This is a genomic window from Pseudomonas sp. M30-35, from assembly GCF_002163625.1.
Lineage (GTDB): Bacteria > Pseudomonadota > Gammaproteobacteria > Pseudomonadales > Pseudomonadaceae > Aquipseudomonas.
Window position 1 is genome coordinate 1,644,966 of record NZ_CP020892.1, and the last position, 26,014, is coordinate 1,670,979.

At 54.4% G+C, this 26,014-nt stretch carries 26 protein-coding genes and 2 tRNA genes; 17 read left to right on the forward strand and 11 right to left on the reverse strand.

Annotation, left to right across the window (positions count from 1 at the left end; all coding sequences use genetic code 11):
- Positions 1 to 3: 3 nt before the first annotated feature.
- The 3 genes from ada to B9K09_RS07715 all read right to left on the reverse strand — a co-directional run bounded on the left by ada (position 4) and on the right by B9K09_RS07715 (position 2,038).
- Positions 4 to 1,083: a bifunctional DNA-binding transcriptional regulator/O6-methylguanine-DNA methyltransferase Ada gene (gene ada, locus B9K09_RS07705; protein WP_087516257.1), complete on the reverse strand. Its 1,080-nt coding sequence runs from the start codon at positions 1,081 to 1,083 to the stop codon at positions 4 to 6.
- A gap of 100 nt (positions 1,084 to 1,183) precedes the next feature.
- Positions 1,184 to 1,525 carry an FKBP-type peptidyl-prolyl cis-trans isomerase gene (locus B9K09_RS07710; RefSeq protein WP_087516258.1) on the reverse strand — a complete coding sequence of 114 codons (342 nt, stop codon included), beginning with the start codon at positions 1,523 to 1,525 and terminating at the stop codon, positions 1,184 to 1,186.
- Between the two features lie 51 nt (positions 1,526 to 1,576).
- Positions 1,577 to 2,038: a MarR family winged helix-turn-helix transcriptional regulator gene (locus B9K09_RS07715; protein WP_087516259.1), complete on the reverse strand. Its 462-nt coding sequence runs from the start codon at positions 2,036 to 2,038 to the stop codon at positions 1,577 to 1,579.
- Positions 2,039 to 2,317: 279 nt separating this feature from the next.
- On the opposite strand from B9K09_RS07715, the gene B9K09_RS07720 reads away from it, so the two are divergent.
- Complete coding sequence (locus B9K09_RS07720) at positions 2,318 to 2,743, forward strand: organic hydroperoxide resistance protein (RefSeq protein ID WP_087516260.1); 426 nt, start codon at positions 2,318 to 2,320, stop codon at positions 2,741 to 2,743.
- A gap of 70 nt (positions 2,744 to 2,813) precedes the next feature.
- Here B9K09_RS07720 and B9K09_RS07725 read toward each other — a convergent pair whose 3' ends face one another.
- Genes B9K09_RS07725 through B9K09_RS07735 form a run of 3 tightly spaced genes read right to left on the reverse strand, consistent with a single transcriptional unit; the run spans position 2,814 to position 6,007 of the window.
- Entirely contained in the window at positions 2,814 to 3,158 is a 345-nt protein-coding gene (locus B9K09_RS07725; protein ID WP_087516261.1) for a YdbL family protein, read from the reverse strand.
- 11 nt (positions 3,159 to 3,169) lie between these two features.
- Positions 3,170 to 3,361 (reverse strand): YnbE family lipoprotein, encoded by a 192-nt coding sequence (locus tag B9K09_RS07730; RefSeq protein ID WP_087516262.1) that lies wholly within the window; start codon positions 3,359 to 3,361, stop codon positions 3,170 to 3,172.
- 15 nt (positions 3,362 to 3,376) lie between these two features.
- Positions 3,377 to 6,007, reverse strand: a complete 2,631-nt coding sequence (locus B9K09_RS07735; RefSeq protein ID WP_087516263.1) for a YdbH domain-containing protein — start codon at positions 6,005 to 6,007, stop codon at positions 3,377 to 3,379.
- 230 nt (positions 6,008 to 6,237) lie between these two features.
- On the opposite strand from B9K09_RS07735, the gene B9K09_RS07740 reads away from it, so the two are divergent.
- The 4 genes from B9K09_RS07740 (at position 6,238) to rmuC (ending at position 9,989) form a co-directional block, all read left to right on the forward strand.
- On the forward strand, positions 6,238 to 6,606 hold the full coding sequence (locus B9K09_RS07740) for an XRE family transcriptional regulator (RefSeq protein ID WP_087516264.1): 369 nt from the start codon (positions 6,238 to 6,240) through the stop codon (positions 6,604 to 6,606).
- Between the two features lie 36 nt (positions 6,607 to 6,642).
- Complete coding sequence (locus B9K09_RS07745) at positions 6,643 to 7,395, forward strand: RES family NAD+ phosphorylase (RefSeq protein ID WP_087516265.1); 753 nt, start codon at positions 6,643 to 6,645, stop codon at positions 7,393 to 7,395.
- A gap of 543 nt (positions 7,396 to 7,938) precedes the next feature.
- Positions 7,939 to 8,346 (forward strand): tetratricopeptide repeat protein, encoded by a 408-nt coding sequence (locus tag B9K09_RS07750; protein WP_087519027.1) that lies wholly within the window; start codon positions 7,939 to 7,941, stop codon positions 8,344 to 8,346.
- A 287-nt stretch (positions 8,347 to 8,633) separates the two neighbouring features.
- Positions 8,634 to 9,989: a DNA recombination protein RmuC gene (gene rmuC, locus B9K09_RS07755; protein ID WP_177408710.1), complete on the forward strand. Its 1,356-nt coding sequence runs from the start codon at positions 8,634 to 8,636 to the stop codon at positions 9,987 to 9,989.
- 117 nt (positions 9,990 to 10,106) lie between these two features.
- Here the strand turns inward: rmuC and B9K09_RS07760 are convergent, their stop codons facing one another.
- Positions 10,107 to 13,583 (reverse strand): PAS domain-containing hybrid sensor histidine kinase/response regulator, encoded by a 3,477-nt coding sequence (locus B9K09_RS07760; protein WP_087516267.1) that lies wholly within the window; start codon positions 13,581 to 13,583, stop codon positions 10,107 to 10,109.
- Between the two features lie 283 nt (positions 13,584 to 13,866).
- On the opposite strand from B9K09_RS07760, the gene B9K09_RS07765 reads away from it, so the two are divergent.
- The 5 genes from B9K09_RS07765 to B9K09_RS07785 all read left to right on the forward strand — a co-directional run bounded on the left by B9K09_RS07765 (position 13,867) and on the right by B9K09_RS07785 (position 18,542).
- On the forward strand, positions 13,867 to 14,439 hold the full coding sequence (locus B9K09_RS07765) for a GNAT family N-acetyltransferase (protein WP_087516268.1): 573 nt from the start codon (positions 13,867 to 13,869) through the stop codon (positions 14,437 to 14,439).
- Between the two features lie 4 nt (positions 14,440 to 14,443).
- Positions 14,444 to 15,286: an AraC family transcriptional regulator gene (locus B9K09_RS07770; protein ID WP_087516269.1), complete on the forward strand. Its 843-nt coding sequence runs from the start codon at positions 14,444 to 14,446 to the stop codon at positions 15,284 to 15,286.
- Positions 15,287 to 15,374: 88 nt separating this feature from the next.
- On the forward strand, positions 15,375 to 16,085 hold the full coding sequence (locus B9K09_RS07775) for an AzlC family ABC transporter permease (RefSeq protein WP_087516270.1): 711 nt from the start codon (positions 15,375 to 15,377) through the stop codon (positions 16,083 to 16,085).
- On the forward strand, positions 16,085 to 16,414 hold the full coding sequence (locus tag B9K09_RS07780) for an AzlD domain-containing protein (RefSeq protein WP_087516271.1): 330 nt from the start codon (positions 16,085 to 16,087) through the stop codon (positions 16,412 to 16,414). The genes B9K09_RS07775 and B9K09_RS07780 overlap by 1 nt, the downstream gene beginning before the upstream one ends.
- Positions 16,415 to 16,667: 253 nt before the next feature.
- Entirely contained in the window at positions 16,668 to 18,542 is a 1,875-nt protein-coding gene (locus B9K09_RS07785) for a 1-acyl-sn-glycerol-3-phosphate acyltransferase (RefSeq protein WP_087516272.1), read from the forward strand.
- 55 nt (positions 18,543 to 18,597) lie between these two features.
- Here B9K09_RS07785 and sugE read toward each other — a convergent pair whose 3' ends face one another.
- The 3 genes from sugE to rdgC form a co-directional block, all read right to left on the reverse strand.
- Entirely contained in the window at positions 18,598 to 18,912 is a 315-nt protein-coding gene (gene sugE, locus B9K09_RS07790) for a quaternary ammonium compound efflux SMR transporter SugE (protein WP_087516273.1), read from the reverse strand.
- Positions 18,913 to 19,054: 142 nt separating this feature from the next.
- A complete protein-coding gene (locus B9K09_RS07795; RefSeq protein WP_087516274.1) occupies positions 19,055 to 20,002 on the reverse strand; it encodes a bile acid:sodium symporter family protein in 948 nt (315 codons plus the stop codon).
- Between the two features lie 180 nt (positions 20,003 to 20,182).
- On the reverse strand, positions 20,183 to 21,103 hold the full coding sequence (gene rdgC, locus B9K09_RS07800; protein WP_087516275.1) for a recombination-associated protein RdgC: 921 nt from the start codon (positions 21,101 to 21,103) through the stop codon (positions 20,183 to 20,185).
- Between the two features lie 298 nt (positions 21,104 to 21,401).
- On the opposite strand from rdgC, the gene B9K09_RS07805 reads away from it, so the two are divergent.
- The 7 genes from B9K09_RS07805 to B9K09_RS07835 all read left to right on the forward strand — a co-directional run bounded on the left by B9K09_RS07805 (position 21,402) and on the right by B9K09_RS07835 (position 24,748).
- Positions 21,402 to 21,477 (forward strand) — tRNA-Val (locus B9K09_RS07805).
- A gap of 22 nt (positions 21,478 to 21,499) precedes the next feature.
- Positions 21,500 to 21,576, forward strand: a tRNA-Asp gene (locus B9K09_RS07810).
- Between the two features lie 234 nt (positions 21,577 to 21,810).
- The gene (locus tag B9K09_RS07815) at positions 21,811 to 22,560 is read left to right on the forward strand and encodes an FKBP-type peptidyl-prolyl cis-trans isomerase (RefSeq protein ID WP_087516276.1); all 750 of its coding nucleotides are present in this window, start codon (positions 21,811 to 21,813) and stop codon (positions 22,558 to 22,560) included.
- Between the two features lie 368 nt (positions 22,561 to 22,928).
- The gene (locus B9K09_RS07820) at positions 22,929 to 23,378 is read left to right on the forward strand and encodes a YkvA family protein (protein WP_087516277.1); all 450 of its coding nucleotides are present in this window, start codon (positions 22,929 to 22,931) and stop codon (positions 23,376 to 23,378) included.
- Positions 23,379 to 23,600: 222 nt separating this feature from the next.
- Positions 23,601 to 23,918 carry a helix-turn-helix transcriptional regulator gene (locus B9K09_RS07825; protein ID WP_087516278.1) on the forward strand — a complete coding sequence of 106 codons (318 nt, stop codon included), beginning with the start codon at positions 23,601 to 23,603 and terminating at the stop codon, positions 23,916 to 23,918.
- Positions 23,915 to 24,280, forward strand: a complete 366-nt coding sequence (locus B9K09_RS07830; RefSeq protein WP_087516279.1) for a hypothetical protein — start codon at positions 23,915 to 23,917, stop codon at positions 24,278 to 24,280. The genes B9K09_RS07825 and B9K09_RS07830 overlap by 4 nt, the downstream gene beginning before the upstream one ends.
- Positions 24,281 to 24,748 carry an SEL1-like repeat protein gene (locus tag B9K09_RS07835; protein ID WP_087516280.1) on the forward strand — a complete coding sequence of 156 codons (468 nt, stop codon included), beginning with the start codon at positions 24,281 to 24,283 and terminating at the stop codon, positions 24,746 to 24,748.
- A 70-nt stretch (positions 24,749 to 24,818) separates the two neighbouring features.
- Here B9K09_RS07835 and B9K09_RS07840 read toward each other — a convergent pair whose 3' ends face one another.
- Positions 24,819 to 25,865, reverse strand: a complete 1,047-nt coding sequence (locus B9K09_RS07840; RefSeq protein WP_087519028.1) for an FUSC family protein — start codon at positions 25,863 to 25,865, stop codon at positions 24,819 to 24,821.
- Positions 25,866 to 26,014 lie beyond the last annotated feature (149 nt).

The window sequence follows — 26,014 nt, forward strand, 5'->3', positions numbered from 1 at the left end:
TGATCAACCTTGCGCTTCACGCTCAAGCAACTGGCGTTTACGTTCAATACCCCAGCGATAGCCCGACAGATTGCCGTCACTTCTGACCACGCGGTGGCATGGGATGGCCACCGCTAGTTTGTTGGCACCGCAGGCTTGGGCGACGGCACGGAATGATTTCGGGGCGCCAATCAATTGGGCGATTTCTGCATAGCTGGCGGTTGTGCCAATCGGAATATTGCGCAGCGCTTGCCAGACGCGCTCCTGAAACGCGGTGCCGCGTAGATCCAGTGGTAAGTCTAGGCCGATTGCCGGCGCTTCAATAAAGCCAATGACCTTGGCGATTAGCTGTTCGAAGTCATCGTCAGCGCCAATCAGGTTGGCGTGAGCAAAGGTGTCTTGCAGTTCATGGACCAAGGCCTCGGGGTTGTCACCAAGTAAGATTGCGCACACGCCACGGCTACTTTGTGCGACCAGAATGGCCCCGAGCGAGCATTGCGCCACGGCGAAGCGAATATCAGTATTGGCGCCACCTGCGCGGTAGTCACTGGGCTTCATGCCTAATACGCCTGCGCTGCTTTCATAAAAGCGGCTGCTGGCGTTGAAGCCGGCATGGTAAAACGCATCGGTGACCAAGCTGCCTTTTTGCAGTTGTGTGCGTACCTTGCGCGCACGGTTTGCGGTTGCGTAGGCCTTGGGCGTCAAGCCGGTTGCAGCTTTGAATAAGCGGTGAAAGTGATACGGGCTGACGCCTACTTGTTGAGCAAGCTGGTCAAGACTAAGCAGCTGCTCTGCATGTTCGATAATCTCGCAGGCCTTGCTGACTATCGCGGCGTGTTGCTGGTTAAGCGAGGTGTCGCCGCAATTGGCCCGCTTGCAAGGCCGATAACCGGCAGTGGTCGCTTGTTCTGGCGTGTCGAAAAACTCAACGTTATCGAACTTCGGAAGCCGTGAAGGGCAGTTGGGGCGGCAGTAGACTCCAGTGGTCTTGACCGCGTAGACAAAGGGCTTATCCAGTGATGGGTCGCGAGCGAGCACACGTTGCCAGCGCAAGTCATGCTCGCTGGCAGTTACTTTGGCGGCTACAGATTTAGTCGGTTTCATCGCGATGTCCACAAGCTGTGAAAGTGACTCAAGCTTAAGCGGTTAGGCGGTTACCAAAACTCCGAGTCTTGCTTTGCAATTCGCAGCCACTTCTAAAGGTTTATTCGTCGCGGGTGAGTACTTCGAGTAGCTCTATCTCAAAACACAGGTTTGAGTGTGGCTTGATATGTTGGCCCATCTGGCGCTCGCCGTAGGCCAGTTCGGCGGGTACGAAGAGTTTGCGCTTACCACCGACTTTCATACCGATCAGGCCTTGATCCCAGCCTTTAATAACGCGCCCTGTGCCGATCACACACTGAAACGGCTTGCCGCGATCATAAGATGAGTCGAATGTCGTCCCGTCTTCGAGGGTGCCGTGATATTGGGTGGTGATCAGCGCGCCTTTGACTGCTGCCTTGCCGTCGCCAAGACGGATATCTTCGATGATTAATTCATTGCTCATAATCTGTTCTCAATCAGTGTGTCGTTGCGGCAATGCTTAGCGCAGCAGTTTTCAGTCGGTGTCCAGAGATTGGCGCAGGTGTTTACGCAGCGTGACCAATGCCTGCTTGATTTCATCGAGCTGCTCAAGGGGAAGTCCTGCGGACTTGAGGATGCAGCCTGGCAGTGCTTTGGCCTGCTCATGCAACGCTCGACCTTTGTCACTCAGGTGCAGTTCGACCACACGCTCATCAGCCTTGGTACGGATGCGTTTTAGCAAGCCTTCAGCTTCAAGACGTTTGAGCAATGGTGTGACTGAGCCCGGGTCAGTAAGCAGTCGCGCACTGATTTCACTCACGGTAAGCCCGTCAGTCTCCCACAACACCAGCATCGCTAGGTATTGCGGGTAGGTGAGTCCGAGCTTTTGCAGTAAGGGTTTGTAAGTCTTGGTCATCAGCAACGAGGTCGAGTGCAAGGCAAAGCACAGCTGATTATCCAGCAGCAGGGCGTTGCAGGGTTCGAGCGAGGCGTTCATTGAGGTGACCTGTGCGCAGTAAAGATGGCAAATAAGTTAACGCACTAACAGCCTTCGCGCCAACAGATCAGCTGCGCTGGCTTTATAGGGACGTTACGAAACTGGGCCATTGAGAGACTCAATCATCGTGATAGATAAATCTGTAAATATTTATCTTGTGCGCTAAATAAATGCGCACTAATATTATTTCAAGCCAACGGTAATACCCCGGTCAACACGACCCGCTATCGTTGTAGCAGCTCTCAATTCATTTCATTCAAGCACTAAGAGGAAATCATTATGTCGATCGAAACTGTTGCATACCGTGCATACGCAGAAGCCACCGGCGGCCGTGATGGCCGGGCTATCTCGTCTGATGGTGTACTTGATGTTGCTCTGACCACGCCAAAAGAATTGGGCGGCGCAGGCGGCGAGGGCACTAACCCTGAGCAATTGTTCGCAGCGGGTTACTCGGCTTGTTTCCTTGGCGCGATGAAGTTTGTGGCTGCTCGCGACAAGTTGCAGGTTCCGGCGGACACATCGATCGAAGGCGTTGTCGGTATTGGCGCGATCCCGAATGGTTTCGGTATTGAAGTTGAATTGCGTATCAGCTTGCCGGGCCTGGAAAAAGATATCGCGCAAACGCTGATTGATCGCGCGCACATCGTTTGCCCATATTCGAACGCAACTCGTGGCAATATTGATGTCACGCTGACCTTGGTTTAATCGCCTGGCTGTAATCTGATGTGCAACAAAAACGCGCCTGAATGCAGGCGCGTTTTTTATCTACAACGACTTACTTTTTGACCCACTCACTGCCTTGTTGGATGTACTGTCCGGCAGGGGTTTTTTCGATCGCCTTTTTCCCGGCTATCGCCTCTACGGCGGTGACTTCGATGCCGTTCTTCTCAGCCAGTTTCTTGTATTCATTACGGCGCGCATCGTTGATCAACTTGGCTATCTCTTCGGCGTTGCCGCCGGGCTTGACCACACCCAGATAACCAGTTTGCGTTTCGCCCAACTGGCCAGATGCTTTGGCGCCGCCGAGTGCGCTCATCGCGTCATTAAGGTTTATGGCAAAAGCTGGAGCGCTCAGGCTGAGCAGCAATACCAGGCTGGCAATACGTTTATACAGGGTCATCACGTCGCTCCTTAAAACAATCCGCTTGATTCGTTGAACATGCTGTCGAGCTCTTTGTCGACCTTGATGTAAATCTCGTGCTCGATTTTGACGTTGAGATTGATATTGATGGGCTCGTTAGGCACCGCAAGCTGGACTGTTGGTGTACAGGCCACGCTTATCAAGCCGAATGCCAGAGCGGCTAAACCGTTGCGTAAACGCATGTTGCGTGCTCCTTATTAGTTGTCCTTTGGCGCTGCTTGTTGTTTGCGTTTGAGGATGTATTGTTGAACCCGTTGCTGAACGATATCACTGACTTTATCGCTCAGTTGGATGCTGGCCAACAATGTCGGAATGTTTTCTTCAAGGTTGATGTTGAAGTTGATCGGCCGTCCTTTCTCGATTGCCGGGTTTCTGCCCTCCAGGCGCAAGGCTAGCAAGAGCTGGCCGTCGGGGTCATAACTGACGCCACTGGAGAGGGTGGTGTAGTGGAAGTCTTCCAATGACTGCGCCACTAATTGCATTGCCGGATTGCTTCTGCCCATCGCTTTGATTTTGTCGTTGTTGAACTGCAAGCGACCACCGGGTTGGCGTGCACTGATCCGGCCTTGATCAACGCTGAGACCTGCAGCATTCACACGCAGAGGAATTGAGCCATCGATCAGGCCGCTACCTGACAAGCCTTCTGCGGGGTATGCGGCAAACAGGTTTTCCAATTTCAAGCCGTTTATCGTCAGGGCAAATAGCAAATCTGACTGCTTCAAGTCCCATTGTTTGGCAGGCAAAGTGACTTGTCCGCCAAGGACCTGAGCCGTGGCTTGCTGCAAGCTTAACTGGCCTTTATCGAGCGCATTGAGTGTGGCGCTGTAGCGGCCGCGCAGGTCGATTGGCCCAAGCGGTACTCCCGGGTTCGCCTCAGTTAAACGCAATCGTTTGACCTCAGCCTGAAGCCGTTGGTTCGCCAGGCGCAGCTGTACATCAGCGCTTAAACCGCTGAGTTCAGTGCGGTTATAAATGCCAGAAAGCCCTTGGCTGGCCAGGTTGAGGCTAAGTGCTGTGCTGCTGCCGGGCGCCAGGTGCAGATCTGCGCTGGCGTTGAGCCGACCATTATTGAGGTCGAGCAGAGCTGGCCAGCCGTTTAGAGTGCTTTTCAGCGGGTTGCCTGCACGGAAAAATATTTCAGCGAACTTAGCGTTTAACTGAATACCTTTTTGCACGGTGTTTTGTGCATCTAACTGCGCCTGCAAACCCGCGCCATTATTTAGCGAGCCAATAAGGGTTTGCTGCTGAGCGTCGGCCTGTAGTTTGCCTTTGAAGTCCCAGCTTTGTGGTTTTAACGCGGATTGCTGCAATGACTTGGCGCTCAAAGCAATGGGACCGCTGAGTTGCCAATCGCTCAGCGCTGAGTTGTTGAGTGTCGCATTCAGGCTTAACCCGGCGAGAGCGGCGCTGAGGTCAGTGGCGCTAAATTCCGGGTGGCTGAGTTGCGCCAGTTGCAGTCGCGAGCTTTTGTCCAGGTTGAGCTTGAGTTGCTGCGCGTCGGCATAGCCATTAAAAGCCAACTGCGCGTCTATGCCTTGGGCTTTCCAATCAGTTAATTGCAGGGCTTTGCTGCTGGCTTTAAACGTTGCGTTGTGCAGTTGCACGGCCCAAGGCAGGGTGTTGGCGAGGTCCAGCCGGGCTTGCAATTGCAAGGTGCTGGCGCCGCTGCTGTTGAGGCTGAGTTGTAGCGGGAGATTACGCCCGCGCAGTTGCTCTTGCACGGGGCTGGATACGTCATCTGCTGCTTTAGCAGGCTGCACGCTGAGGTGAAACTCATCGTTTTGCAGAGCCGCGGGCAGTTGGCTACGCAGCGATTCGGCGAGGTGTTGAAGCCTTAGATCAGCCTGTATTTGTTTGGCGAGCCACTGCCCTGCCTGCGCATTCAGCGCCAAGCTGAGTTCGCCTTGAACTTGACCCACACCCGGCATCGGCCAAGGTTCGGGCAGATTGGCAGTTGCCGCAATATTGCCGCTGGCCTGTTGTAGTTGTTCAAGATTGATAGGACCTGCAGGCAGCTCTAAATCCCAATTAGCCGATAACGCCGCGGCGCTCGGTGCTTCGGGTAGCTCAACACCTGCCGGTAACGCCCACTGACTCAGCCAATGTTGCAGGGCGCTGGCCTGGCTCAAATTGGGCGCAGCTATTGCGCCGGTAAGCTGATGGGTTGATTGCCCTGAGTTATCGGTCAGCTTGTGCACGCCCAAATTTGCACCCACTTGCGGTTGCCCATCGACCTGCAGCGCAAGCTGGAGGTCGATAGCGTCATCGGCATGCTGCAATTGACCATCAATGGTCAGCACTTGATCCTGACTTTGCAGATTGCTCAGCAGGGTCATGACTAAAGGCTGGTGTGAGGTTTTATTCAGTTGCAGGTCACCTTGCAGCGTGCAGTGCCCTTGGGCACAAGGCAGTTGTGCCGTGAGTTGTTCAATCTTCAGTGATTGCGGCGCCAGAGCCAGCGGAGCAACCATCTCCAGGAAATCAATGGCGGGTGAGGGCGCAGGTTCATCTTTGGCGCTCGGTTTCCAGTCGAGGTTGAGTGTGCCAAGTTCGATGTGCTGCCAGAACGGTGCAGCGGTGCTGAAGTCCTGCCATTTAAGGGTCAACCCCTTGGCGTCGAGACTCAGGGCTGCGCTGTCACTTTGTTGCTGTATCGAGAGGGTGCGCAGATGAATACCATCGAAGGAGATGCGCAGGCCTTGCCAGTCGAAACGACTAATCTGCTGACTTTGTAAAAAATGCTGCCAGCTGATTGCGGAAGCCCCGGCAAGCACGCTCAGAAGCACAACCAATCCGGCCAGCCGCAGCCATGCTCTGCGGCTAATCATCGGTAACGATCCATTGAATGAGTTGGTGCAATCAATTGCTGTGCAACCTCTGAAACTTCAGTGCTGGGTCTGTGCGCTTCGACAATTAATAGCAATCGTCGATCATGGCCAGAGCATGGGCTGACGTTAGCGCATGCAGACCATGCTGCCAATGAGGATGTTACATATTCTGTGCATTTGCGACATTAGGGTTTATTATTGATGTAAATAGACATTCGAGGGTGCTACGTATGAGCGCAAAAATACAGCCTGTTAGCGATGTTGACAGCGTATTGGCCAAAGCGTTGCTCAATACGCGCGAGCAACTCGGCCTTACTCAGCAAGAGCTTGCCGATATTGTCGGCGTGCACCGCAGTGCGATCAGTCGTTGGGTGGATGCAGGGTTAAATCCGCACAGTAAAACTGGCGAGTTAGCGCTGTTGTTTATTCGCGGTTATCGCGCATTGTTCGCCCTATTTGGCGGTGACCTGGCAGATATGCGCCATTTTTTGCGCACTGAGAACCGTCACCTGGCGGGTGTGCCTTTGCAAATGATGGGGCAAGTGCAAGGTTTGGTGCGGGTAGTCGAATACCTCGATGCGATTCGCGGCAAGGTTTGATCGCAAACTACCGTGCTTCTATAAGGCTGCGCTGATATGCAAATTTGGCAGGCCTGTCATGGCCCTGAACACATCACTGCGTTACGTGGCCGGCTGGTACGCTTGGTTGAGAGCCAGGAGCAGGTTGCCACCCTGCAGTTGGTTGATACTCTGGCTGAGCAGGCATTGCTCGAAGAAATGCTCGAAACCAGTAAACCGCCGCTGCCTGAGTCCGCGCAGGGTTTGCACTATCTATTAAAGACGCCATTTCGTTATCCACCGCTGCGTTGGGGCTCACGCTTTGGTTCGCGCTTTGAGCCAAGTTTGTTTTATGCGGCTCAACGTCTGGAAACGGCGATGGCTGAGGCGGCTTATTATCGATTTGTGCTCTGGGATGGTATGTCCGTGGCGCCGCCCAGTGAACGAATTCTGTCTGAGCATTGCTCGTTTGAGGCGCGCTATAAGGTGACGTGTGGCGTTGCGCTGCATAAATCACCCTTTGATCAATATCGCGCGCAGCTGATGCACCCCAGTCAATATCAGCAAACCCAGGTCTTAGGTGCGCAGATGCGCGAGGCTGGGGTTGAAGCATTTGAATATCGCTCAGCGCGCTGTGCTCAAGGTGGAATCAATGTTGCGCTCTATACTCCGCGAGCGCTGGCGGAGAAGCGCCCAAGTAACCTGATGCCATGGTTTTGTGAGACCACGGCAGAGTATGTGGCTTTCAAAAATCCGCATTCGGCTGCTGCGCTACAGGTGTTCAAGTTGACCGATTTTCAACGAGAAGGGCGGCTACCGTTGCCCGCCTAGAATCTGATCGAATGGTTGGTTAACTGCCAATCGGTTGTGCTGAGGACAATGAATGAGTGCGCGCTCATTTGCCGCAGTTTTTTTGGCGGTTAAATAGTGGGGTCGCTGGAGATGGCACAGTTACTGGGGTTGCATGTCAGGGTCAAGACTTTGACACCTACAGGCAGGGGTCTAAAAGTGGCAAATATGCGCCCAAATAGGGCATTTCTGACCTGTGGTAAATTGACTTGTGCACAATTTCAACGCGCCTTAGCAAGCTTGATTCAAAGAGCGTTGTAAATCATTGATTATTCATAGAGATTTTTTAAGTCAATGAAAAATATCAATTTTTTTTGCTGGTGAAAAAATCGTCAGTTTAAGCTCAGCCCCCAAAATACAGGCGTTCACGGCGCTTGCTCCCATCTTGTCCACCGAGTTATCCACAGGTTCTGTGGATTGTCTGCGGGGAGGCTACATACGTTTGTCACATTGATCTGTTTAGGGGTTTACCTCTGAAAAAAAGAGAGTAGAGTGGCGCGCCTTTCCACCCTATCGCCGTTATTTATGCCTCGCGTATTACCCCGTACTCATTCAGCCCCCGTTTCCATCAGCACCAAACTCCCCATGCGTGTCGCGCTGTGGCTGCTAGATAGCCCGCGCTTGGGCCAAGCGGCTTCGGTCAAGCGCTTTGCTGGCCAACTGCTTAAGCAACCTGCTCGTGAAGGTGTTGTCGTTGCGCAGAGCCGTTTGGGGCAAATGCTGTGCCGTGATTGCGGCAACACCCGTGATCGCCGCATGGGCCTTGAAATGTTGCGTCTGGCTGCGCGTGCGGGTGACAGCTGCGCTCAGCTGGAGCTCGGGCGTCATTACCTGAAGCCCCGTGTTAACGAGCCGCGTCAGGCGCATCAGTGGCTTGAACAAGCGGCTGCACATGGGTCGCAAGAAGCCAAAGCCTTGCTCAAGTCGCTCTAAAGCTGCGAAGCCGAATCAGGCAAAAACCAATCCAGCCAGAATGTTTCAGGCATGCAGCCATGTATGCCTGTGCTGAGATGTTGCCCAGCGAATGATTCAAGTGGCGCAACAGGTGCCTGACGTATCGGCAAACTACTGGGTATACTTCCAGTAATGCTGATGCGGAGTTGCATATGCCAATCGATTTACCGAGTTTGTTTGTCGGCCTTGCCGGGGCAGGAATACCTTTATTGGTGCTGGCACTGGTGCTGCAGCGCCGCGCTTCAACCTTGGGGTTTGAGTGCAGCTTGTTGCAGGAGCGCTTGAGTAGCGCGCAACTGGCGCAAACAGGGCTGAGTGCACAGCTCGATGCGTGCCGCGAAGAAATCTCCGAGATCGCTGAAATTAAGGCCGATCAGCAAGCAGAGCTCGCTGCAATGCGCCGCGAAGCCGAACTGTTGCAGCACGAGCAGCAGATATCACGTGAAGCCGCGCGTGACTGGCAGCAGCAGCGTGAGCAGCAAGAAGCTGAACTACGCCGCCTCGGTTCAGAGCGAGCAGGGCTTGCCGCAGAACTGCGCGATCAACAAGATCATCACCAGCAGCGCCTCACTGACCTGCAAGGCTCGCGGGATGAATTGCGTGCGCAATTTGCTGAGCTGGCCGGGAAAATCTTTGATGAGCGCGAGCAACGCTTTGCTGAAACCAGTCAGCAGCGTCTGGGGCAGTTGCTTGATCCATTGAAGGAGCGGATTCAATCGTTCGAGAAGCGCGTTGAAGAAAGCTATCAGCAAGAGGCGCGTGAGCGTTTTTCGCTGGGCAAGGAGCTTGAGCGTTTGCAGCAGCTTAATCAGCGCCTGGGTGATGAAGCGACCAACCTGACCCGCGCGCTGAAAGGTCAGAAGACGCAAGGCAACTGGGGTGAGTTGATTCTAGAGCGAGTGCTTGAACATGCCGGTTTGGAGAAGGGCCGCGAGTATCAAACGCAGGTCAACCTCAAAAGCGCGGATGGTGAGCGTTTTCAGCCTGATGTATTGATTCAACTGCCCGGCGATAAGCAAGTGGTGGTGGATGCCAAAGTCAGCCTGACAGCCTATCAACAGTACGTTTCAGCTGAAGATGAAGGCGCGCGCCAGCTGGCGCTTAAACAGCATGTTCAATCGCTACGCAGCCATCTCAAGGGCTTATCGCTGAAGGATTATCAGCGCCTTGAAGGCCTGCACAGCCTCGATTTTGTATTGCTGTTCGTGCCGATTGAAGCAGCATTTGCCGCCGCGCTACAGGCAGAACCTGGGCTGTTTCAGGAGGCGTTTGAGCAGAATATCGTGATCGTCAGCCCCACCACCTTGCTGGCGACTTTGCGCGTGACTGACAGCCTCTGGCGTCAGGAGCGTCAAGGTCAGAATGCGCGTGAAATTGCTGAGCGCGCCGGTGCGCTGTATGACAAGTTTTATGCCTTTGTTCAAGACCTTGATGAGATCGGCGCGCGCTTGCAACAACTGGACAAAGCCTACGCTGCGGCGCGGAACAAGCTCTGTGATGGGCGGGGCAATATTATTAGCCGTGTCGAGAATTTAAAGCTGCTTGGCGCGCGGGCAAGTAAAAGCTTGCCGACCGACTTGCTTGATCAGGCAGCGCAATTACCCTTTGAGGATGATGCCTGAGGCCGTGTTAGCCAGTGGTTGCGGTTGGTGGGCAAGCTTCGTATTGCCGCCTCCCTCGAGGGAGGCGGCGCGTTTTGACCTAGGGTGGGTAACGCTTTTTACCCACCACAAGCACGCTCACCGCAACGTCAGATGGCGACTGAGCAAGGCACGTAATGCGGCAGGCTTGACTGGCTTCGACAGGTAATCAAGCCCGGCTGCATGTACGGCGGCTATAAGTTCTGGGCGACCGTCCGCGCTAATCACCACGCCGGGCACGGGTTCGCCGAGCCGAGTGCGTAGCCATGCCATCAGTTCGGTGCCGGTATCACCTTCATCCAGGTGAAAATCGACCAGTGCAAGCTGCGGTCGTACATCTTCGCTAAGCAGGTGTTCACATTCCAACCGATTACGAGCTGTCCAGACTTGGCACCCCCAACGCGACAACAAGCTGTGCATGCCGGTCAGAATGCTGTCTTCGTTATCAATACACAGCACGTGGGAGCCCGGCAGCAAGGCATTGTTCTGTTCGATGCTGTTGTTGACCGGTTTGCGCTGTGGTGTTCGTGCCAGCGGAACGGTGACGCTAAACACACTGCCTTTGCCTGGCCACGAGCGAACCTCAAGAGAATGGTTGAGCACACGACACAAACCATCGGCAATCGCTAAACCTAAACCCAAACCTTTCTCTGCGCGGGTCTGATGGCTGTCCAAACGCTTGAACTCTTCAAAGATTTCCTTGCGTTTATTCTCAGGAATACCGGGGCCGCGGTCCCATACTTCAAGTCGCAAATGGCCTGGAATATGGCGCACGCCGAGGATCACGCGACCTTGAGCGTAGCGGAAGGCATTAGTCAGGAAGTTCTGCAGCACGCGGCGCAATAAACGGATGTCACTGTCTATACGCTGACGGCTGCCGCGCAGTCGAAAATCGATACCTTGCTCGGCGGCGAGCACCTTGAACTCAGCGCCAAGAGGGTCGAACAGGGTACTCAGTGGGAAGGGGTTGCAGTCGGGAGTGATGCGACCGCTTTCCAGGCGCGAGATATCCAGCAGGTCGGTTATCAACTCTTCGGCAGAACGTAGCGATGAATCGAGATGGCGCACCAATTCCTGAGCTTCACGCGGTAGCGCATCGTCCTGCAGTGACAGTGCGGCGGAGAACAGCCGAGCAGCATTCAAGGGCTGCATCAAGTCATGACTGACTGCGGCGAGAAACCGTGTTTTCGACTGATTGGCGGTTTCGGCATTGCCCTTGGCGTCGGTCAGCGCAATATTGAGTTGCGACAATTCGTGGGTGCGTTCGCTTACCCGGTGTTCGAGGCCTTCGTTGGCTTCTTTAAGGGCCTGCTCGGCTTGGCGGAATTCGGTAATGTCAGTGAAACTCATGACAAAGCCGCCGCCCGGCATTGGGTTGCCGATCAGCTCGATCACGCGGCCGTTGGGGAACATACGCTCGGAGGTGTGCGGCGTGCCTTGACGCATCCAGTACAAACGCTTGCTGACGTTGGTTTCAGTCCCGCCTTCTTTAAACAAGCCACGTTCAGCGTTGTAGCGGATGATGTCGGCGATTGGACGGCCAACGTAGATCAAATCCTCGGGATATTCGAACAGCTCAATGTAGCGATGATTCCACGCCACCAGCCGCAACGATTGATCGACCACACTAATGCCTTGGGTGATGTTTTCGATCGCACCTTGCAATAACGCACGATTGAACTGCAGCACTTCGGAGGCTTCGTCGACGATGCGCACGACGTCTTCAACCTGCATCTCACGGCCTTCAATGGCCGCTTTAACCACTGCACGTGTTGATGAAGCGCCGAGCACGCCGGCGAGCAAGCGCTCCGTGTGGGCGATCCATTCACTGTTGGCTTGATGGTTGGGGTTGAACTCAAGTTCCTGGCGCACCGCAAAGCGCATAAAGCTTTGCTTGGCGCGTTCCTCACCCACAAAGCGGCTGGCGAGTAATAGTAAATCGTTCACTTGCACGGCCAGGCTGTTGCGCGCACCGAGTTTGCTGCCCAGATCGTGACCGATAAAGCGTCCGGCTTGCCAGTGTTCCGATACCCGTGTTCGCGAGAAGTATGAGACCCAGGCAAATAGCAGCATATTGCCAGCTAGCGACAACACCACGCCGCGGGTGAGTGCATCGACCTCAAAGCCAATCGGTGCGTAGAGCAATGAATTTAAACCGGGCACATGCTCAATCGACCAGCCCATGCTGCCGGTGATCAAAGGAATTACCAAGGTGTAGAACCAGATCAGAGCGCCAACAATAAGCCCGGCGAACACGCCACGGCGATTGGCTTGTTTCCAGACCAAAGCACCGAACATGGCTGGTGCCAACTGACCAATAGCGGCGAATGAAACCTGGCCGATGGTTGCAAGGCTAGCGTTGGACCCGAGTAGGCGGTAGCAGACATAGGCGAGCAGTAGAATCAGCACAATACTCACGCGCCGCGCCGTGAGCATCCAGTGACGGAATGCTTCATAAGGCCGCTCGGTACTGTTGCGGTGCAAAAGCCAGGGTAAGAGCATGTCGTTGGAAATCATCGTCGACAGCGCAACAGAGGCCACAATCACCATGCCGGTTGCCGCCGACGCGCCACCAATGAATGCGAGCATTGCCAGCGCTGGATGCGCCTCTGCAAGTGGCAGGCTAATCACAAACGAATCCGGGGTTACGCCTGGGCTCAGAAGCATCTGCCCAGCAAGGGCAATCGGCACCACAAACATCGCTGCGAGTACCAGATAAGCCGGGAACACCCAGCGCGCCAGACGCAGGTCTTGCGGTTCGATGTTCTCGACAACGGTGACGTGGAACTGTCGCGGCAGGCAGACGATTGCAATCATCGCCAGACAGGTTTGCACCAGCATCGCTGGCCAGTTAACCGCTACTTGCCAGAAATCATTCAGTTCAGTGGCGTTTTTGGCCTGAGTGAAAACATCGTCAAAACCGTCGAACAGGCCAAAGGTGACGAAGGCGCCAACCGCGAGAAATGCGAGTAGCTTTACCAGTGATTCAAAGGCAATGGCCAACACCATGCCGCGGTGGTGTTCGGTGGCATCAAGGTTACGGGTGCCGAACAAGATGGTGAATAACGCCAATATCAGCGAAACAATCAACGCAGTGTCTTGTGCGCGTGTGCCGGAGGCGTTCGGCACGGAGCCCACTAACAGGTTTACCCCGAGTACGATGCCTTTCAGCTGCAGGGCAATGTAGGGCAGCACGCCAACCAGGCAGATCAGCGCGACAGCGACTGCAAGCCCTTGCGATTTGCCGTAGCGCGCGGCAATGAAGTCAGCAATCGAGGTGATGTTTTCTTGTTTGCTGATCAGCACCATTTTCTGTAGCACCCAAGGTGCGAACAGCAACAACAGAATGGGGCCAATATAAATAGGTAAGAACGACCACAGCTGTTCGGCCGACTGGCCCACAGCGCCAAAGAATGTCCAGCTGGTGCAGTAAACTGTCAGCGACAAGCTGTAGACCCAAGCGCGAATTTTCGGCGGCAAAGGTTTACGGCGCCTGTCGCCATAAAATGCGATGGCGAACAGGACAGCCATATAAATAAGGGCAACCGCAGCGATCAGCCCGCCAGACAGCGACATGCAGACTCCAACAGCAAACTAAGTAGAATTAACTCGGTCTTATCTTCAACAACCGATGGTTATGACATTTTGGGCGCTTCTGAAAAGTAATAGGCTGCATCATCGCAGTTGTTTTCAAAGGCTTGCGTGTTACGACCGACAGTGTCGCAGTAAAGTCTGCAAACGTCAGTTGCTACCTTGGTCGCAGGGCTGCGGCAAGGAATAAATCAGCGGTTGTTAATTGTGAAGTGGTTATCACCCTGTTAGCGTGATCTGTTGCAGTCAATGTATGTAAAGGAGCTTTATGTTCAAGCCGCAATTAATAACCCTGCAGCGCGGCGCTCTGCGCATTGAACCCATGGTTGATGCGGACATTCCTGGGCTGGTCACTCTGGCTGAGGCCAATCGCCGCGAGCTGGTCTATGTTGATGGCGCGCAACGTCTGGATTGGTATCGTCAGGGCCTGGCAGAGCAGCGTGAGGGTAAAGCCTTGCCGTTTACAATCCGCCTGAGCGACCAACTGGTAGGGACCACGCGTTTTGCTGACTTTATGCCCAAGCTGCCCGCCACTGAAATCGGCTGGACCTGGCTTGATCAAACCCAGCATGGCACCGGGCTGAACAGCATGATCAAGTACCTGATGCTACGTCATGCATTTGAAAACTGGCGCATGGTCCGCGTGCAGCTAAAAACCGCTGCGAGCAACCTGCGCTCACAAGCCGCCATTGAAAAACTCGGCGCTGAGCGTGAGGGATTACTGCGTAATCATCGGCGACTCGCAGATGGGCGCTTGGATGATACGGTGCTATACAGCGTTACTGATCGGCAGTGGCCGGCGATTAAACAGCAGTTGGAGGCGCGATTCGGCGCGTTGTGAAGTCATGGGCGAGGCGCGTGAACAAACCCGTTTTTGGCAGGCCAAGGGTCTTGCCGATGTCGAACTACTGCATGCACGTTATGTACAGCAGCGCTTTGTTCCGCATGTGCATGAAGGATTTGTCTTTACCGTCATCCAAAACGGTGCCCAGCAGTTCAGGCACCGAGGCAGTGACCATTTAGCGCCGCAAGGCAGCATGGTGCTGATCAACCCGGATGAGGTTCACACGGGGTCCAAGGCGCATGACGATGGCTGGCGTTATCGAGCTTTTTATCCCGATAACCGCCAAGTGCTTGGGGTGTTGCAAGAGCTTGATTTAGCGGGCGGCGGGCTGCCGAGCTTTGCCGTTAGCGTGCTCCATGACCCGCAATTGCACGCAGCATTCACTCGTTTGCATCTTTTGCTCGAAGGCGGCGCTGATGTTTTGCAGCAGCAAATCGTCTGGCGTGAAGCCGTCTTACTGTTGTTCCAGCGTTATGCCAAAGTGGCTGAACCGCGTGCGCCCGGCCGTGAGACGCGCGCGGTGGAGCAGGCCAAGGAATTGCTCAGCACTCAACTGGCTGCGCCGCCGTCACTCGAAGCTTTGGCGGCTGCGGTGAATCTCTCGCCATTTCATTTCGCTCGGGTATTCCGCCGCGCAACGGGCTTGCCGCCGCATGCCTGGTTGAAACAGCGGCGTTTAAGCCAGGCCCGCGCCATGCTCAAGCAAGGTTGCATGCCGTTGCAAGTAGCGATGCAGCTTGGCTTTGCTGATCAGAGTCATATGAGTCGCCAATTCAAACAGGTTTTCGGCGTTGCTCCCGGTGTTTATCGGGCTGCAAGTTCGGGGCTGGCAAGCTGGCCATAAGGTTTTGGGGCAAACATCTCAAGTGAGCAATATCGTTCAAGATGCTCGGCTGGAGTTGCGTTAGGCTTGCGGGTCAAGGAGATGCGTTATGACCCGCGTGCAGGAGTTTTATCAAGGTGTTCGCGACATGCTGCCTATGCTGTTAGGCGCCATGCCGTTCGGCATCATCTACGGCAGCCTGGCGGTTGCCTCCGGACTGAGCCCATGGCAAACCGTGGCCATGTCGGTATTTGTTTTCGCCGGCTCCGCACAGTTTATTGCGATTAGTTTGCTCAGCAGTGGCGTCGGTATCACCGTATTGCTGCTGACTACTTTGGTGGTCAATCTGCGCCATGCTTTATACAGCGCGAGTTTGCAGCCGTTTGTGCGGCACTTGCCGACGCGCTGGCGCATGAGTCTGGCTTTCTGGCTGACAGACGAAGCCTTTGCAGTGGTGCAGCACCGTTATGCGCTGCGTGATGAGTCGTTGAACAAGCACTGGTATTTTCTCGGCGCTTCGCTGGCGATGTACAGCAACTGGCTGCTGTGCACCGTTATTGGCTTGGTGTTTGGTCAGTCGGTACCCAATCTGGCCGAGTGGGGGCTGGATTTCGCCATGCTCGCGACATTTATCGGGATTGTCGTGCCCATGTTGCGTAATCGCCCACAAGTCGCAGCAGCCTTGGTTGCCGCAGCGGTTGCGCTGGTCTGCCATGAGTTGCCTTATAAGTTGGGGCTGATGGCGGCTGCATTCAGCGGAATTGTGGTGGGTGTCGTACTGGAACGGCACAGCGTGTTGCCAGAAGAGGAGCTTGCGTGATGGAGAATTGGTTGCTGATCTTCGGCATGGCCGTCATTACCTACAGCATTCGCTACAGTTTGTTTGCCTTGCCCAATTTGAGTTTTCCGCCGTTGGTACGCCAAGGTCTGCACTATGTGCCAACCGCAGTACTGACCGCCATTGTTGTGCCCGGCATGTTGCTGCCTGATGGTCAGAACTGGCAGTTTTCTCTGGATAATGCCTATCTGCTTGCGGGATTGATCACCATCGCGATTGCGGCGTTCACCCGGCATTTGCTGGCAACTATCGGCGGCGGTTTGCTGGTGTTTTTCCTGCTGCGCTGGGCGATGGGGCAGTTGCCGATTTAATAGAAAACCATCATTCACCCTGATGTAGGGTGTGACAACGCGAAGCTTGTCCACCGCAGGGCGCGAAATATTGGCGCCAAATGCTGGTGGAAGGGTGAAGGGTCTTCCACCCTGCCGAGCGGGGTTTACTAAATCAAAGAGCGCCCAACAGCGCTTTTTTCGTTAATCGCCTGCAAAAAAATGCTTTGGGTGTAGCTTTCAGCGGATGTGATGCAGTCAAATGCATAACAAATTCGCATTAGGTACATGGAAGATGACCCAACAATCGCAGTTTGCGTTGCTTAGCACTAAGCGGTTCTTGCCGTTTTTTCTGACTCAGTTGCTCGGCGCTTTTAACGACAATATTTTCAAGCAGTCGCTGATTCTGGCAATTCTGTTCAAGCTGACTGTGACTGCAGACCGCGATTTACTGGTCAACCTGTGCGCATTGCTGTTCATTCTGCCGTTTTTTCTGTTCTCGGCACTCGGCGGACAATTCGGCGAGAAATTCGATAAAGACTGGCTGATCCGCAAGATCAAGTTCGCTGAAATCATCATCATGCTTGCAGGCGCTGCCGGGGTTTTGCTGGGCAGCTTGCCGCTGATGTTGTTGGTGCTGTTTGCGATGGGGACTCAGTCGGCGCTATTTGGCCCGGTTAAATACTCAATCTTGCCGCAGCACTTGCTGGAGCGTGAGCTGATTGGTGGCAATGCGCTGGTTGAGATGGGCACATTTCTGGCGATTCTGGCGGGCACCATCGGCGCCGGTGTGATCATGGCAAGCAGCAACTACGCGAATATTGTTGCAGGCGCAGTGGTGACCGTTGCGGTACTCGGCTATTTGACCAGCTGTAAAATTCCTTCCGGTGCGGCAGCCTTGCCTGAGTTGAAGATGGACTGGAATATCTTCCGCCAGTCCTGGGCCACAATGAAAATTGGTTTAGGCCAAACCCCAGCCGTTTCACGTTCGCTGGTGGGCAACTCATGGTTCTGGTTTCTCGGCGCGGTGTACCTGACGCAGATCCCGGCATACGCGAAAGATTGGCTATATGGCGATGAGAGCGTAGTGACCCTGATTCTCACCGTGTTTTCGCTGGGTATTGGTCTGGGCTCGATGCTTTGCGAAAAGATGTCGGGTGGAAAGGTCGAGATTGGTCTGGTGCCGTTTGGCTCTATTGGTCTGACCGTATTTGGGATTTTGCTCTGGTGGGTGTCTGGTGGCTTTCCTCAAGCCGCGCAGCCGCATGATTGGCTCGGTGTGCTGGGTCATGCTCAGGCATGGGCAATTATGGGCTCGATCATGGGGATTGGCCTGTTTGGCGGTTTTTATATCGTGCCGTTGTACGCGTTGATTCAGTCGCGCAGCGTTGAGAGTCAGCGGGCGCGAGTGATCGCTGCCAACAACATCCTTAATGCGTTGTTTATGGTGGTTTCAGCGATCGTTTCGATTGCTTTTTTGACCGTGGCCGAGCTGTCGATTCCGCAGCTGTTCCTGGTCATCTCGCTGATGAACATTGCCGTCAACAGCTACATCTTCAAGATCGTGCCTGAGTTCAGCATGCGCTTTATGATCTGGCTGCTGAGCCATTCCATGTACCGCGTTGAACACAAGAATTTGCAAGTGATTCCAGATGAAGGCGCGGCATTGTTGGTCTGCAATCATGTCTCGTTCGTAGACGCGTTGCTGATTGGCGGCGCTATCCGGCGTCCGGTGCGCTTTGTGATGTATTACAAAATCTATAATTTGCCGGTGCTCAATTTTATCTTCCGCACGGCGGGAACTGTACCGATTGCCGGGCGCAATGAAGACCTGCTGATTTACGACGCTGCGTTTAAGCAAATTGCGGAGTATCTGCGCAACGGTGAAGTGGTGTGTATCTTCCCGGAAGGCAAGTTGACCACTGACGGCGAGATCAATGAGTTCAAGGGCGGTGTTGATCGCATTCTTGAGCAGACCCCGGTGCCGGTAATTCCGATGGCATTGCAGGGGTTGTGGGGAAGTTTCTTTAGTCGCGACCCGAACAAGGGCTTTTTAAAGCGCCTGTGGTCGCGCATTTGTCTAGTGGCGGGGGCGCCGATTGCCGCGCAAGATGTTAATCGCGCCTACTTGCATGAGCAGGTTGCAGGGCTGCGTGGCGATATTCGTTGAGGCTATAAGCTGTTTGCCAGCGCGACGTTTGTCGGCGCTGGCAGCCGTTGACGGGCTAGTGGCTGAGCTTCAAACCCAGCAGCCCAGTGACGATCAAGGCCACGCTGAGTATGCGCATCGGGGCCATTGATTCGCCGAACAGGATAATCCCGGCAATCACCGTGCCGATGGCGCCAATGCCGGTCCAGATCGCATAAGCGGTGCCGAGCGGCAGATCTTTCATGGCAATGCCAAGCAGCACCAGACTTACCGCCATGGCGGCAACGGTTAGCGCGGTAGGTATTGGGCGGGTAAAGCCGTCGGTGTATTTAAGGCCTACAGCCCAGCCAACTTCGAATAAGCCGGCGAAGAACAGAATGATCCAAGACACACAAACCTCCAGACGATATATGAACGTCGCTGGGGTCGTCCCCAAAGAATGGACATGTGGCTTGAGGTCGTCCTCAAGACATGGCTAGTCTAACGGAGTCTTGCGGCGAGGCAAATCGCCGCAATATCCAAATATTTCTGACTTATTGGCTTCTCTCTGGTCCGTCATCTTTCATGCGTCGATAGAGGCTGGCGACCAATGGCCCGGACAGGTTGTGCCAAACGCTGAACAGCGCGCTCGGTACGGCAGCCAATGGTGAGAAATGCGCACTGGCCAGTGCAGCACCAAGCCCTGAGTTTTGCATGCCGACTTCAATTGACATGGTTTTGCGCTGCGCCAACGGCATGCCCATCACACGACCTGCGAAGTAGCCAAGCGCCAAGCCGATACCGTTATGCAGAATTACTACCGCCATGATCAGCAGGCCAGACTCAGCAATCTTGGCCTGGCTCGCAGCAACTACGGCCGCAACGATTGCAACGATACTGACCACCGAGATTAGCGGTAATACATCGACCGCCAGTTTTACCCGCTCACCCAGCAGGCGCTGGACGACCAGGCCGAGAATGATCGGTAGCAGCACCATTTTCAGAATCGAGATAAACATTGCCATAAACGACACCGGCAGCCATTCCGAGGCAAGCAGCCATATCAGCGCCGGTGTCACCAGCGGGGCGAGGAGGGTGGTTACCGAGGTGATTGCCACCGACAGCGCAACATCACCACGGGCGAACCAGGTCATGACGTTTGACGCAGTACCGCCGGGGCAGCAGCCGACCAGAATGACCCCAACCGCAATTTCGGCAGGCAAATTCAGCAGTTTGCAGAGTAACCACGCCAAGCACGGCATGATCACAAATTGAGCGATCACCCCGGCGAAAACGCGGACTGGGCGTCGGGCGACTTCACGGAAATCATCGGTTTTCAGGGTCAGACCCATGCCGAACATAATCAGACCCAACAGCGGCACGATCCAAGCGGTGAGCGGTAAAAATACGCTTGGCAACATAAAGGCCAAGACCGCAAATAACAGCACCCACAAAGCAAACGTATTGCCGATAAAACGGCTCAGGCTAATCAATGCACGCATGTTGTTGATCCATTAAAAGATGGTGTGGTGGCCGATGCCCTGGGCATGCGCCGCTCTTATTCATAAGGGACTTACTTGTTATAGGGTGTTGCCGATGTAGCCATGTAGCGATGTTGCCGATATTGCGATATAGCTGGCGCCAGGGTGCGTCAATAGAACGCATCCTAGCGCCATGCTGGCTTAGAGACCTTGAGGGGTGTCTTCGCCGCCGAGGGCTTCAAACAACGCTGGCAGGAACTCAACGAAGGTCAGCATCATCAGGGTGAAGCTGGCATCGAGTTGACCAAGGTTGTCATCACCGCCGTCTTGCTCTGCCTGCTCTTGCAGCAGGTCTTCAAAGCGCAGGCGTTTGACGGTCAGCTTGTCATCGAGGACGAACGACAGTTTCTCTTGCCACGCCAGAGACAGCTGGGTGACTTGCTTGCCAGATTCCATGTGCAGCTGAATCTCATCGCTGGTCAGGTCCTGGCGTTTGACCCGCACCACGCCGCCATCTTCATGGGTGTCGCGCAGTTCGCATTCATCAAGTACATAGAAGTCGTCGGCGCTTTTCTGGGTCTTGACCCAGTCGGTCATGGTCGCGGACGGGGCGATTTTGACCGTCAATGGACGAACTGGCAGCGAGCCGATGGCCTCACGCAGAGTCGAAAGCAGGTCTTCAGCACGTTTAGGGCTGGATGCGTCTACCAGAATCAGGCCTTGAGCTGGGGCGATAGCGGCGAAGGTCGCTGACTTGCGGATGAACGCGCGGGGCAGGAAGGCTTGGACGATCTCATCTTTGATCTGATCGCGCTCCTTCTTGTAGACCTTACGCATTTGCTCCGCTTCGATCTCGTCGACCTTGTCCTTGACGGCGTCACGTACCACGCTTCCCGGCAGGATGCGTTCTTCTTTGCGTGCAGCAATCAGCAGGAAACCCTGACTGCTGTGGACCAATGGTGCATCGGCCCCTTTACCAAACGGCGCAACAAAACCGTAAGTGGTCAGTTCCTGACTAGCGCATGGGCGCGCCGGCTTGGCTGCGAGTGCGGCTTCCAGCGCATCTGCATCAAACGGCACATCTTGGGTGAGGCGATAAACCAGCAGGTTACGAAACCACATAGCAGGGTGACTCTCCATTAACGCAAAGCCGCCATTATTCCCGCCTAATCGTCTCAGGCCAACCCTGAGTGTAGGAATCGCTTTAAAAGCGGGTGAGTGGCGGCCGTGCAAATCTAAAAGGTGTAAAGACATACGGCAGTAAGCCCGTTGCTTGGGCAACGTTTTAACGCAGGAGTGCCTAACGCGGTAGCTTTTCAGGATTTATCTAAGCCTTTGCTGGATAAATAAAATTTATTTCTCAAAGGGGCTTGCCAAGGTGCGATTGGCTCTCTAGAATGCGCCCCACTTCGAGAGTGAAGGGTGATTAGCTCAGCTGGGAGAGCATCTGCCTTACAAGCAGAGGGTCGGCGGTTCGATCCCGTCATCACCCACCAAACTCGCTTTTTGAAGTTACGCGCAGCGGTAGTTCAGTTGGTTAGAATACCGGCCTGTCACGCCGGGGGTCGCGGGTTCGAGTCCCGTCCGCTGCGCCATTTTTTCCTCGCTACACTCGTTATTCCCCCCTCCTTGTAATATCTCTTAGTAATACCTCTTAAAGATTTATCTATTTCTCCTCAGATCGACTGTTTTCGTCGAATTTTGACTTAAATAGCTGAACTTATAAGCATTTTCCTAATCCTAAGCTGGTAGCCAGTGATCGTTGTGGCCTGCTAAGCTCGCGCTTTCACTCGAATGCCCTCCGGGCGTGCACCGAACAAGGAATAAGCATGAAACAGCATCGTTTAGCAGCTGCGGTAGCCCTGGTAGGGCTGGTGCTCGCTGGTTGTGATTCGCAAACCAGCAGCGTAGAGCTGAAAACCCCAGCGCAAAAAGCTTCTTATGGTATCGGCCTGAACATGGGCAGAAGCCTGGCCCAAGAAGGCATGGACGATCTTGATTCGAAAGCAGTTGCGCTAGGCATTGAAGATGCAATCGGCAAAAAAGATCAGCGTCTGAAAGACGACGAGCTGGTTGAAGCATTTGCCTCGCTGCAAAAACGTTCAGAAGAGCGTCTGGCCAAGCTGAGCGATGAGTCGAAAGCTGCTGGCAAGAAGTTCTTGGAAGAGAATGGCAAGCGCGATGGTGTTGTGACTACTGATTCTGGTCTGCAGTACGAAATCGTTAAGAAGTCTGACGGTGCGCAGCCGAAGGCAACCGATACCGTGACTGTTCACTACGAAGGCAAGCTGACTGACGGCACTGTTTTCGACAGTTCGGTTGAGCGTGGTAGCCCGATTGATCTGCCAGTTAACGGCGTAATTCCGGGTTGGGTCGAAGGCCTGCAACTGATGCACGTTGGTGAGAAAGTTAAGCTGTATATCCCGAGTGACTTGGCTTACGGCGAGCAAAGCCCAAGCCCAGCGATTCCAGCAAACTCGGTACTGGTGTTCGATCTTGAATTGATCGGAATCAAGGATCCGAAAGCTGAAGCTGCTGCTCCTGAAGCGCCAGCTGAAGAAGCTCCAACAGCCGAGTAATTCATACTCGCTTAAACAACGCCCTGTTTCGACGGGGCGTTGTCGTTTCTGCGAGTCATAAACAGAACCAAAAAGCGACTCCCTGGTCTTAAAATGAAGGGAGTGCTTGGTGACTGTTACTGTTATGCACATTTTTTGAGGGTTTCATTTTTAGCGATTTCTGCATGTCTAAAAAAACCTTTTGATTTATATAACTTATTGAATTTAAACGGTTTTATTTGCTGAGCAAAAAATGCCCGATCTGTAGAGAAGCCGCATGAGCTGGGCGTTTGGTAAGCTAATCAAGTATTTGTTCACAAGGTTATCCACAGCTTTGGTGGATAACCCATTCCAGCCCTTATAAGACGCGGGCTGGCGAGGGAGGCACTATGAAAGCACCCTGGAATTTTTCGCGTTACCTGAAGCTTGCGCAAAATTTTTTAGGCAACGGAAGGCTGCCAGCTTTATTGGCCGCTACGACTAAAAAGATCACCAAGAAAGGCCCGGCGCTGAGCGGTCTGAAAGAAGACTTAAGCCTACTGCAAAGTCTCTGCATTGCTTGGTGGCGGGGCGAATATCGCGCGATTAGTCACGAAGCGTTACTGGCGTTTGTGGGGGCATTGTTATACTTCGTAACACCGCTTGATGCGTTACCCGATTGGATCCTCGGTGTTGGTTTTGTTGATGACATTGCGGTATTGGCTTGGGTTCTGCGTAAATGGTCTGACGAGTTACGCATGTTCCGTCTATGGCAATCGCAGCAGCCTGCCGAAAAGCTCAAGCGCATTGAGCATGTACCTGACTCGCCGGTGCTTGAAATGGAAGAGCTCAAGCCCTGAGTAATGCCCGGTCAGCCCCTCAATGCTGGGCGTTTACTACCCAGCCTTGGTTAACATTGCCCGACTAATACTTGTTCAATGGCGCCAAGCAGGCGCCGATCACGCTTATTCCCCGCCGGGGCTGCTAAGATGTTGGTAAGCGAATGCAAATATTAGTCAGATGCCGCACTGTTTCATGGGCATCTGTATTGCATTGGTAAATTAGCGGGTGGAGAGTTGAACATGAGTGTGCAAGTTATCTCACGTGACGGTGAGCCTGAATATGCGGTAATCCCTTGGGCACAGTATCAAGCGCTGTTGCAAGCCGCAGGGACCGCTCAGCCAGTCGCTGCACCAAAGTCTGACGATGTCCCCGCTATCAGCAAATTGAGCGCCCTGCGCGAAGCCAAGGGCCTGGATATTGATGCACTGGCACGTGCCGTGGGGATTAGCCCGCATTACTTGAAAATGATTGAAAGTGGCGAGCGCGAACCTGATGCGGCGATTCAACGGGCACTGGCCTGGAATCTGGGTGTAGAGGGCTGGGAGTCAGACTCTTGAGTGTGCGAATTACTCGACAACACTATGACGCTTTATTGGGCGCTCTGGATGATGCACGGCGCCAGCGCCACCTCCTGACCTACCGCGCATTGATAGAGCGTTTGGCGTTACCGCCGCCAGCAATGCAGACGCTTACCGCCGCCCTCGAGCACTTGGCAGCCTTGGATGCCAAAGCGGATCGTCCGCTGCGCAGTTCCCTCGTAATCAGCCAAGGTGCGAGCCGCCTGCCACGTACCGGTTATTTTGATTGCGTGACTCGCCTTGGGCGCTTCAGTGGTGCGACTGATGGCGTGGCCGCTGCATCCTGGCATGCCTCTGAGGTGGCGCGGGTATTTGAGTTTGATTACCCGGCGGAGGACTAAATGCTGCATAAACTGCGTGCCCGAATCAGCTACTGGTTAGCCCGGCGTTTGTTTCATTGGCCGTGGTTGGTCAAGCAGCCGCGTGGCTGGCAGTGGCTCGAAGGGCAGTTTGCACGTATGGCCAATCTGGGTGACGTTCAGGCGCAGAGCTTCTACGGGCATATCCTGTTGTTTCGCGGTCAGGGCTTGGGCGCGCGCGAGGAAGGTGAGCGTTTGTTGCGATTGGCGGCAACCGCGGGTGACGCTAAGGCGGCCTATCAGGTCGGACTGTTGTCCCTCAAGGGTGGTACTCGGCAAGCCCCTGATGCCAGCCAGACGGCACATTGGTGGGCGTTGGCGGCAGCGGCAGGACACCCGCTGGCTGCGCAGCGATTGTCAGAGTTATACCGCGATGGTGCGCCTGGTTTACCCGCCGACCCGGTGCAAGCTGAGCACTTCGCTATGCGCGCAGAATCACTCGGCTTATAAGCCGCCCATTACCCCGTTGAATGCGCAAGCGCACAGGTCCAGTTCGCGAACGGTATGGCCGCAGCCGAACTTAGTGAGCTTTCCAGCGCTTGGAGCTGTGCGCAAGTTGTTGGCGCAGGGTTTCGAGGGTGGCGGATAACTCGAATGTCAGCAGCACATAACCGCCCATGCCCGATGCGGCGGCAGCTTCCAGCGCTAACATCTTTTCTGGTGGGTGAGTCGGCTCATTAAGCATTTTTGCTGAGTCAAGCCGTAGGGCGCGTGCCATGCTTATCATCAGCACTCGGATGCGTTTGTTTTCAGGTGCCAAAGTTGATTGCAGTAACTCCAGGCCTTTGCTGTCGTTGGCTTCTGGGCGCGTGTGAGCCAGTATTTCCAAGGTGCTGATACACATGCGCAGGCTACGCTGAATAGCATCCAGACGAGTCATCGAAACATGCATTTCCTTTGATGCCGATGGCATTAGCGAGCGTTGCTCAACCATGCGTTTATTCAGGCGGTTGAGCAGCTTTTGGTGCTCGTCATCGGTCACCGACAAGCCCGTGATAATGCGCCGGTGAATGGTCGCGCAATCGCGTAGTGCGCCGGACAAGTTGTAGCGCCACGAGTAATAGGCATAGAGCGGTAGGGCGAAGGAAAATATCAGCGCCAAGGCAATGCCAATGAGGATATTGACCCCACGCCAGATACCGTCACTCACCGGGTTCTCGCCGTGGCCTGCAACAACAAACAAGGTGATTGCTGCCAGCAGGGCTGTATAGCCGCCTTTGCCAATTGCGTGATAGGCAAAAAAGCCGCAGCAGATGGACATCAACAGATAGGTGAGCCCGGGTAGATCCATGTAACTGTGTTGGATAACCAGCAGTAAGCCCAGGCCTGCGCCTATCAGCGTGCCGACTGCACGTTCAGCTGCTTTTCTACGGATATTGCCGTGGTGCTGGAGGCCGCCAATTACCACGAGCATGGTGACTGACGCCCACTCGCCGTGGGGCAGGTTGAGCCCACTGGTGAGCAGGATCGAGGCCAGTAAGCCTACCGAAATGCGCGCAGAGTGAATCAGCCGGGCATTGCGGTAACGCCGATAAGGGTCTGTTATGGGTCTGGCGATTTTGCGCATCAATGCGCTGATAAAGGATGTGCGCAAGTTACCGGCCTTGGTCGAGAGTATTTCGCTGGTCGTGACAATCATGCAGGTCGTCAGCCAGGCTCGCACCGATAATCTTAACGCAAGCCGTGAGCGTATCGCAGCGAGGTTGTGACTAATTG

Bases quoted from the DNA above. Each gene is read 5' to 3' on its own strand.
- B9K09_RS07825 (WP_087516278.1), top strand. From the start codon at position 23,601: ATGAGTGTGCAAGTTATCTCACGTGACGGTGAGCCTGAATATGCGGTA.
- rdgC (WP_087516275.1), bottom strand. From the start codon at position 21,103: ATGTGGTTTCGTAACCTGCTGGTTTATCGCCTCACCCAAGATGTGCCG.
- B9K09_RS07730 (WP_087516262.1), bottom strand. From the start codon at position 3,361: ATGCGTTTACGCAACGGTTTAGCCGCTCTGGCATTCGGCTTGATAAGC.
- B9K09_RS07835 (WP_087516280.1), top strand. From the start codon at position 24,281: ATGCTGCATAAACTGCGTGCCCGAATCAGCTACTGGTTAGCCCGGCGT.
- B9K09_RS07770 (WP_087516269.1), top strand. From the start codon at position 14,444: ATGGGCGAGGCGCGTGAACAAACCCGTTTTTGGCAGGCCAAGGGTCTT.
- B9K09_RS07820 (WP_087516277.1), top strand. From the start codon at position 22,929: ATGAAAGCACCCTGGAATTTTTCGCGTTACCTGAAGCTTGCGCAAAAT.
- B9K09_RS07745 (WP_087516265.1), top strand. From the start codon at position 6,643: ATGCAAATTTGGCAGGCCTGTCATGGCCCTGAACACATCACTGCGTTA.
- B9K09_RS07740 (WP_087516264.1), top strand. From the start codon at position 6,238: ATGAGCGCAAAAATACAGCCTGTTAGCGATGTTGACAGCGTATTGGCC.
- B9K09_RS07840 (WP_087519028.1), bottom strand. From the start codon at position 25,865: ATGCGCAAAATCGCCAGACCCATAACAGACCCTTATCGGCGTTACCGC.
- B9K09_RS07725 (WP_087516261.1), bottom strand. From the start codon at position 3,158: ATGACCCTGTATAAACGTATTGCCAGCCTGGTATTGCTGCTCAGCCTG.
- B9K09_RS07775 (WP_087516270.1), top strand. From the start codon at position 15,375: ATGACCCGCGTGCAGGAGTTTTATCAAGGTGTTCGCGACATGCTGCCT.
- B9K09_RS07720 (WP_087516260.1), top strand. From the start codon at position 2,318: ATGTCGATCGAAACTGTTGCATACCGTGCATACGCAGAAGCCACCGGC.
- B9K09_RS07750 (WP_087519027.1), top strand. From the start codon at position 7,939: ATGCCTCGCGTATTACCCCGTACTCATTCAGCCCCCGTTTCCATCAGC.
- B9K09_RS07785 (WP_087516272.1), top strand. From the start codon at position 16,668: ATGACCCAACAATCGCAGTTTGCGTTGCTTAGCACTAAGCGGTTCTTG.
- B9K09_RS07735 (WP_087516263.1), bottom strand. From the start codon at position 6,007: ATGATTAGCCGCAGAGCATGGCTGCGGCTGGCCGGATTGGTTGTGCTT.
- ada (WP_087516257.1), bottom strand. From the start codon at position 1,083: ATGAAACCGACTAAATCTGTAGCCGCCAAAGTAACTGCCAGCGAGCAT.
- B9K09_RS07715 (WP_087516259.1), bottom strand. From the start codon at position 2,038: ATGAACGCCTCGCTCGAACCCTGCAACGCCCTGCTGCTGGATAATCAG.
- B9K09_RS07765 (WP_087516268.1), top strand. From the start codon at position 13,867: ATGTTCAAGCCGCAATTAATAACCCTGCAGCGCGGCGCTCTGCGCATT.
- B9K09_RS07710 (WP_087516258.1), bottom strand. From the start codon at position 1,525: ATGAGCAATGAATTAATCATCGAAGATATCCGTCTTGGCGACGGCAAG.
- B9K09_RS07760 (WP_087516267.1), bottom strand. From the start codon at position 13,583: ATGTCGCTGTCTGGCGGGCTGATCGCTGCGGTTGCCCTTATTTATATG.
- B9K09_RS07780 (WP_087516271.1), top strand. From the start codon at position 16,085: ATGGAGAATTGGTTGCTGATCTTCGGCATGGCCGTCATTACCTACAGC.
- B9K09_RS07795 (WP_087516274.1), bottom strand. From the start codon at position 20,002: ATGCGTGCATTGATTAGCCTGAGCCGTTTTATCGGCAATACGTTTGCT.
- B9K09_RS07815 (WP_087516276.1), top strand. From the start codon at position 21,811: ATGAAACAGCATCGTTTAGCAGCTGCGGTAGCCCTGGTAGGGCTGGTG.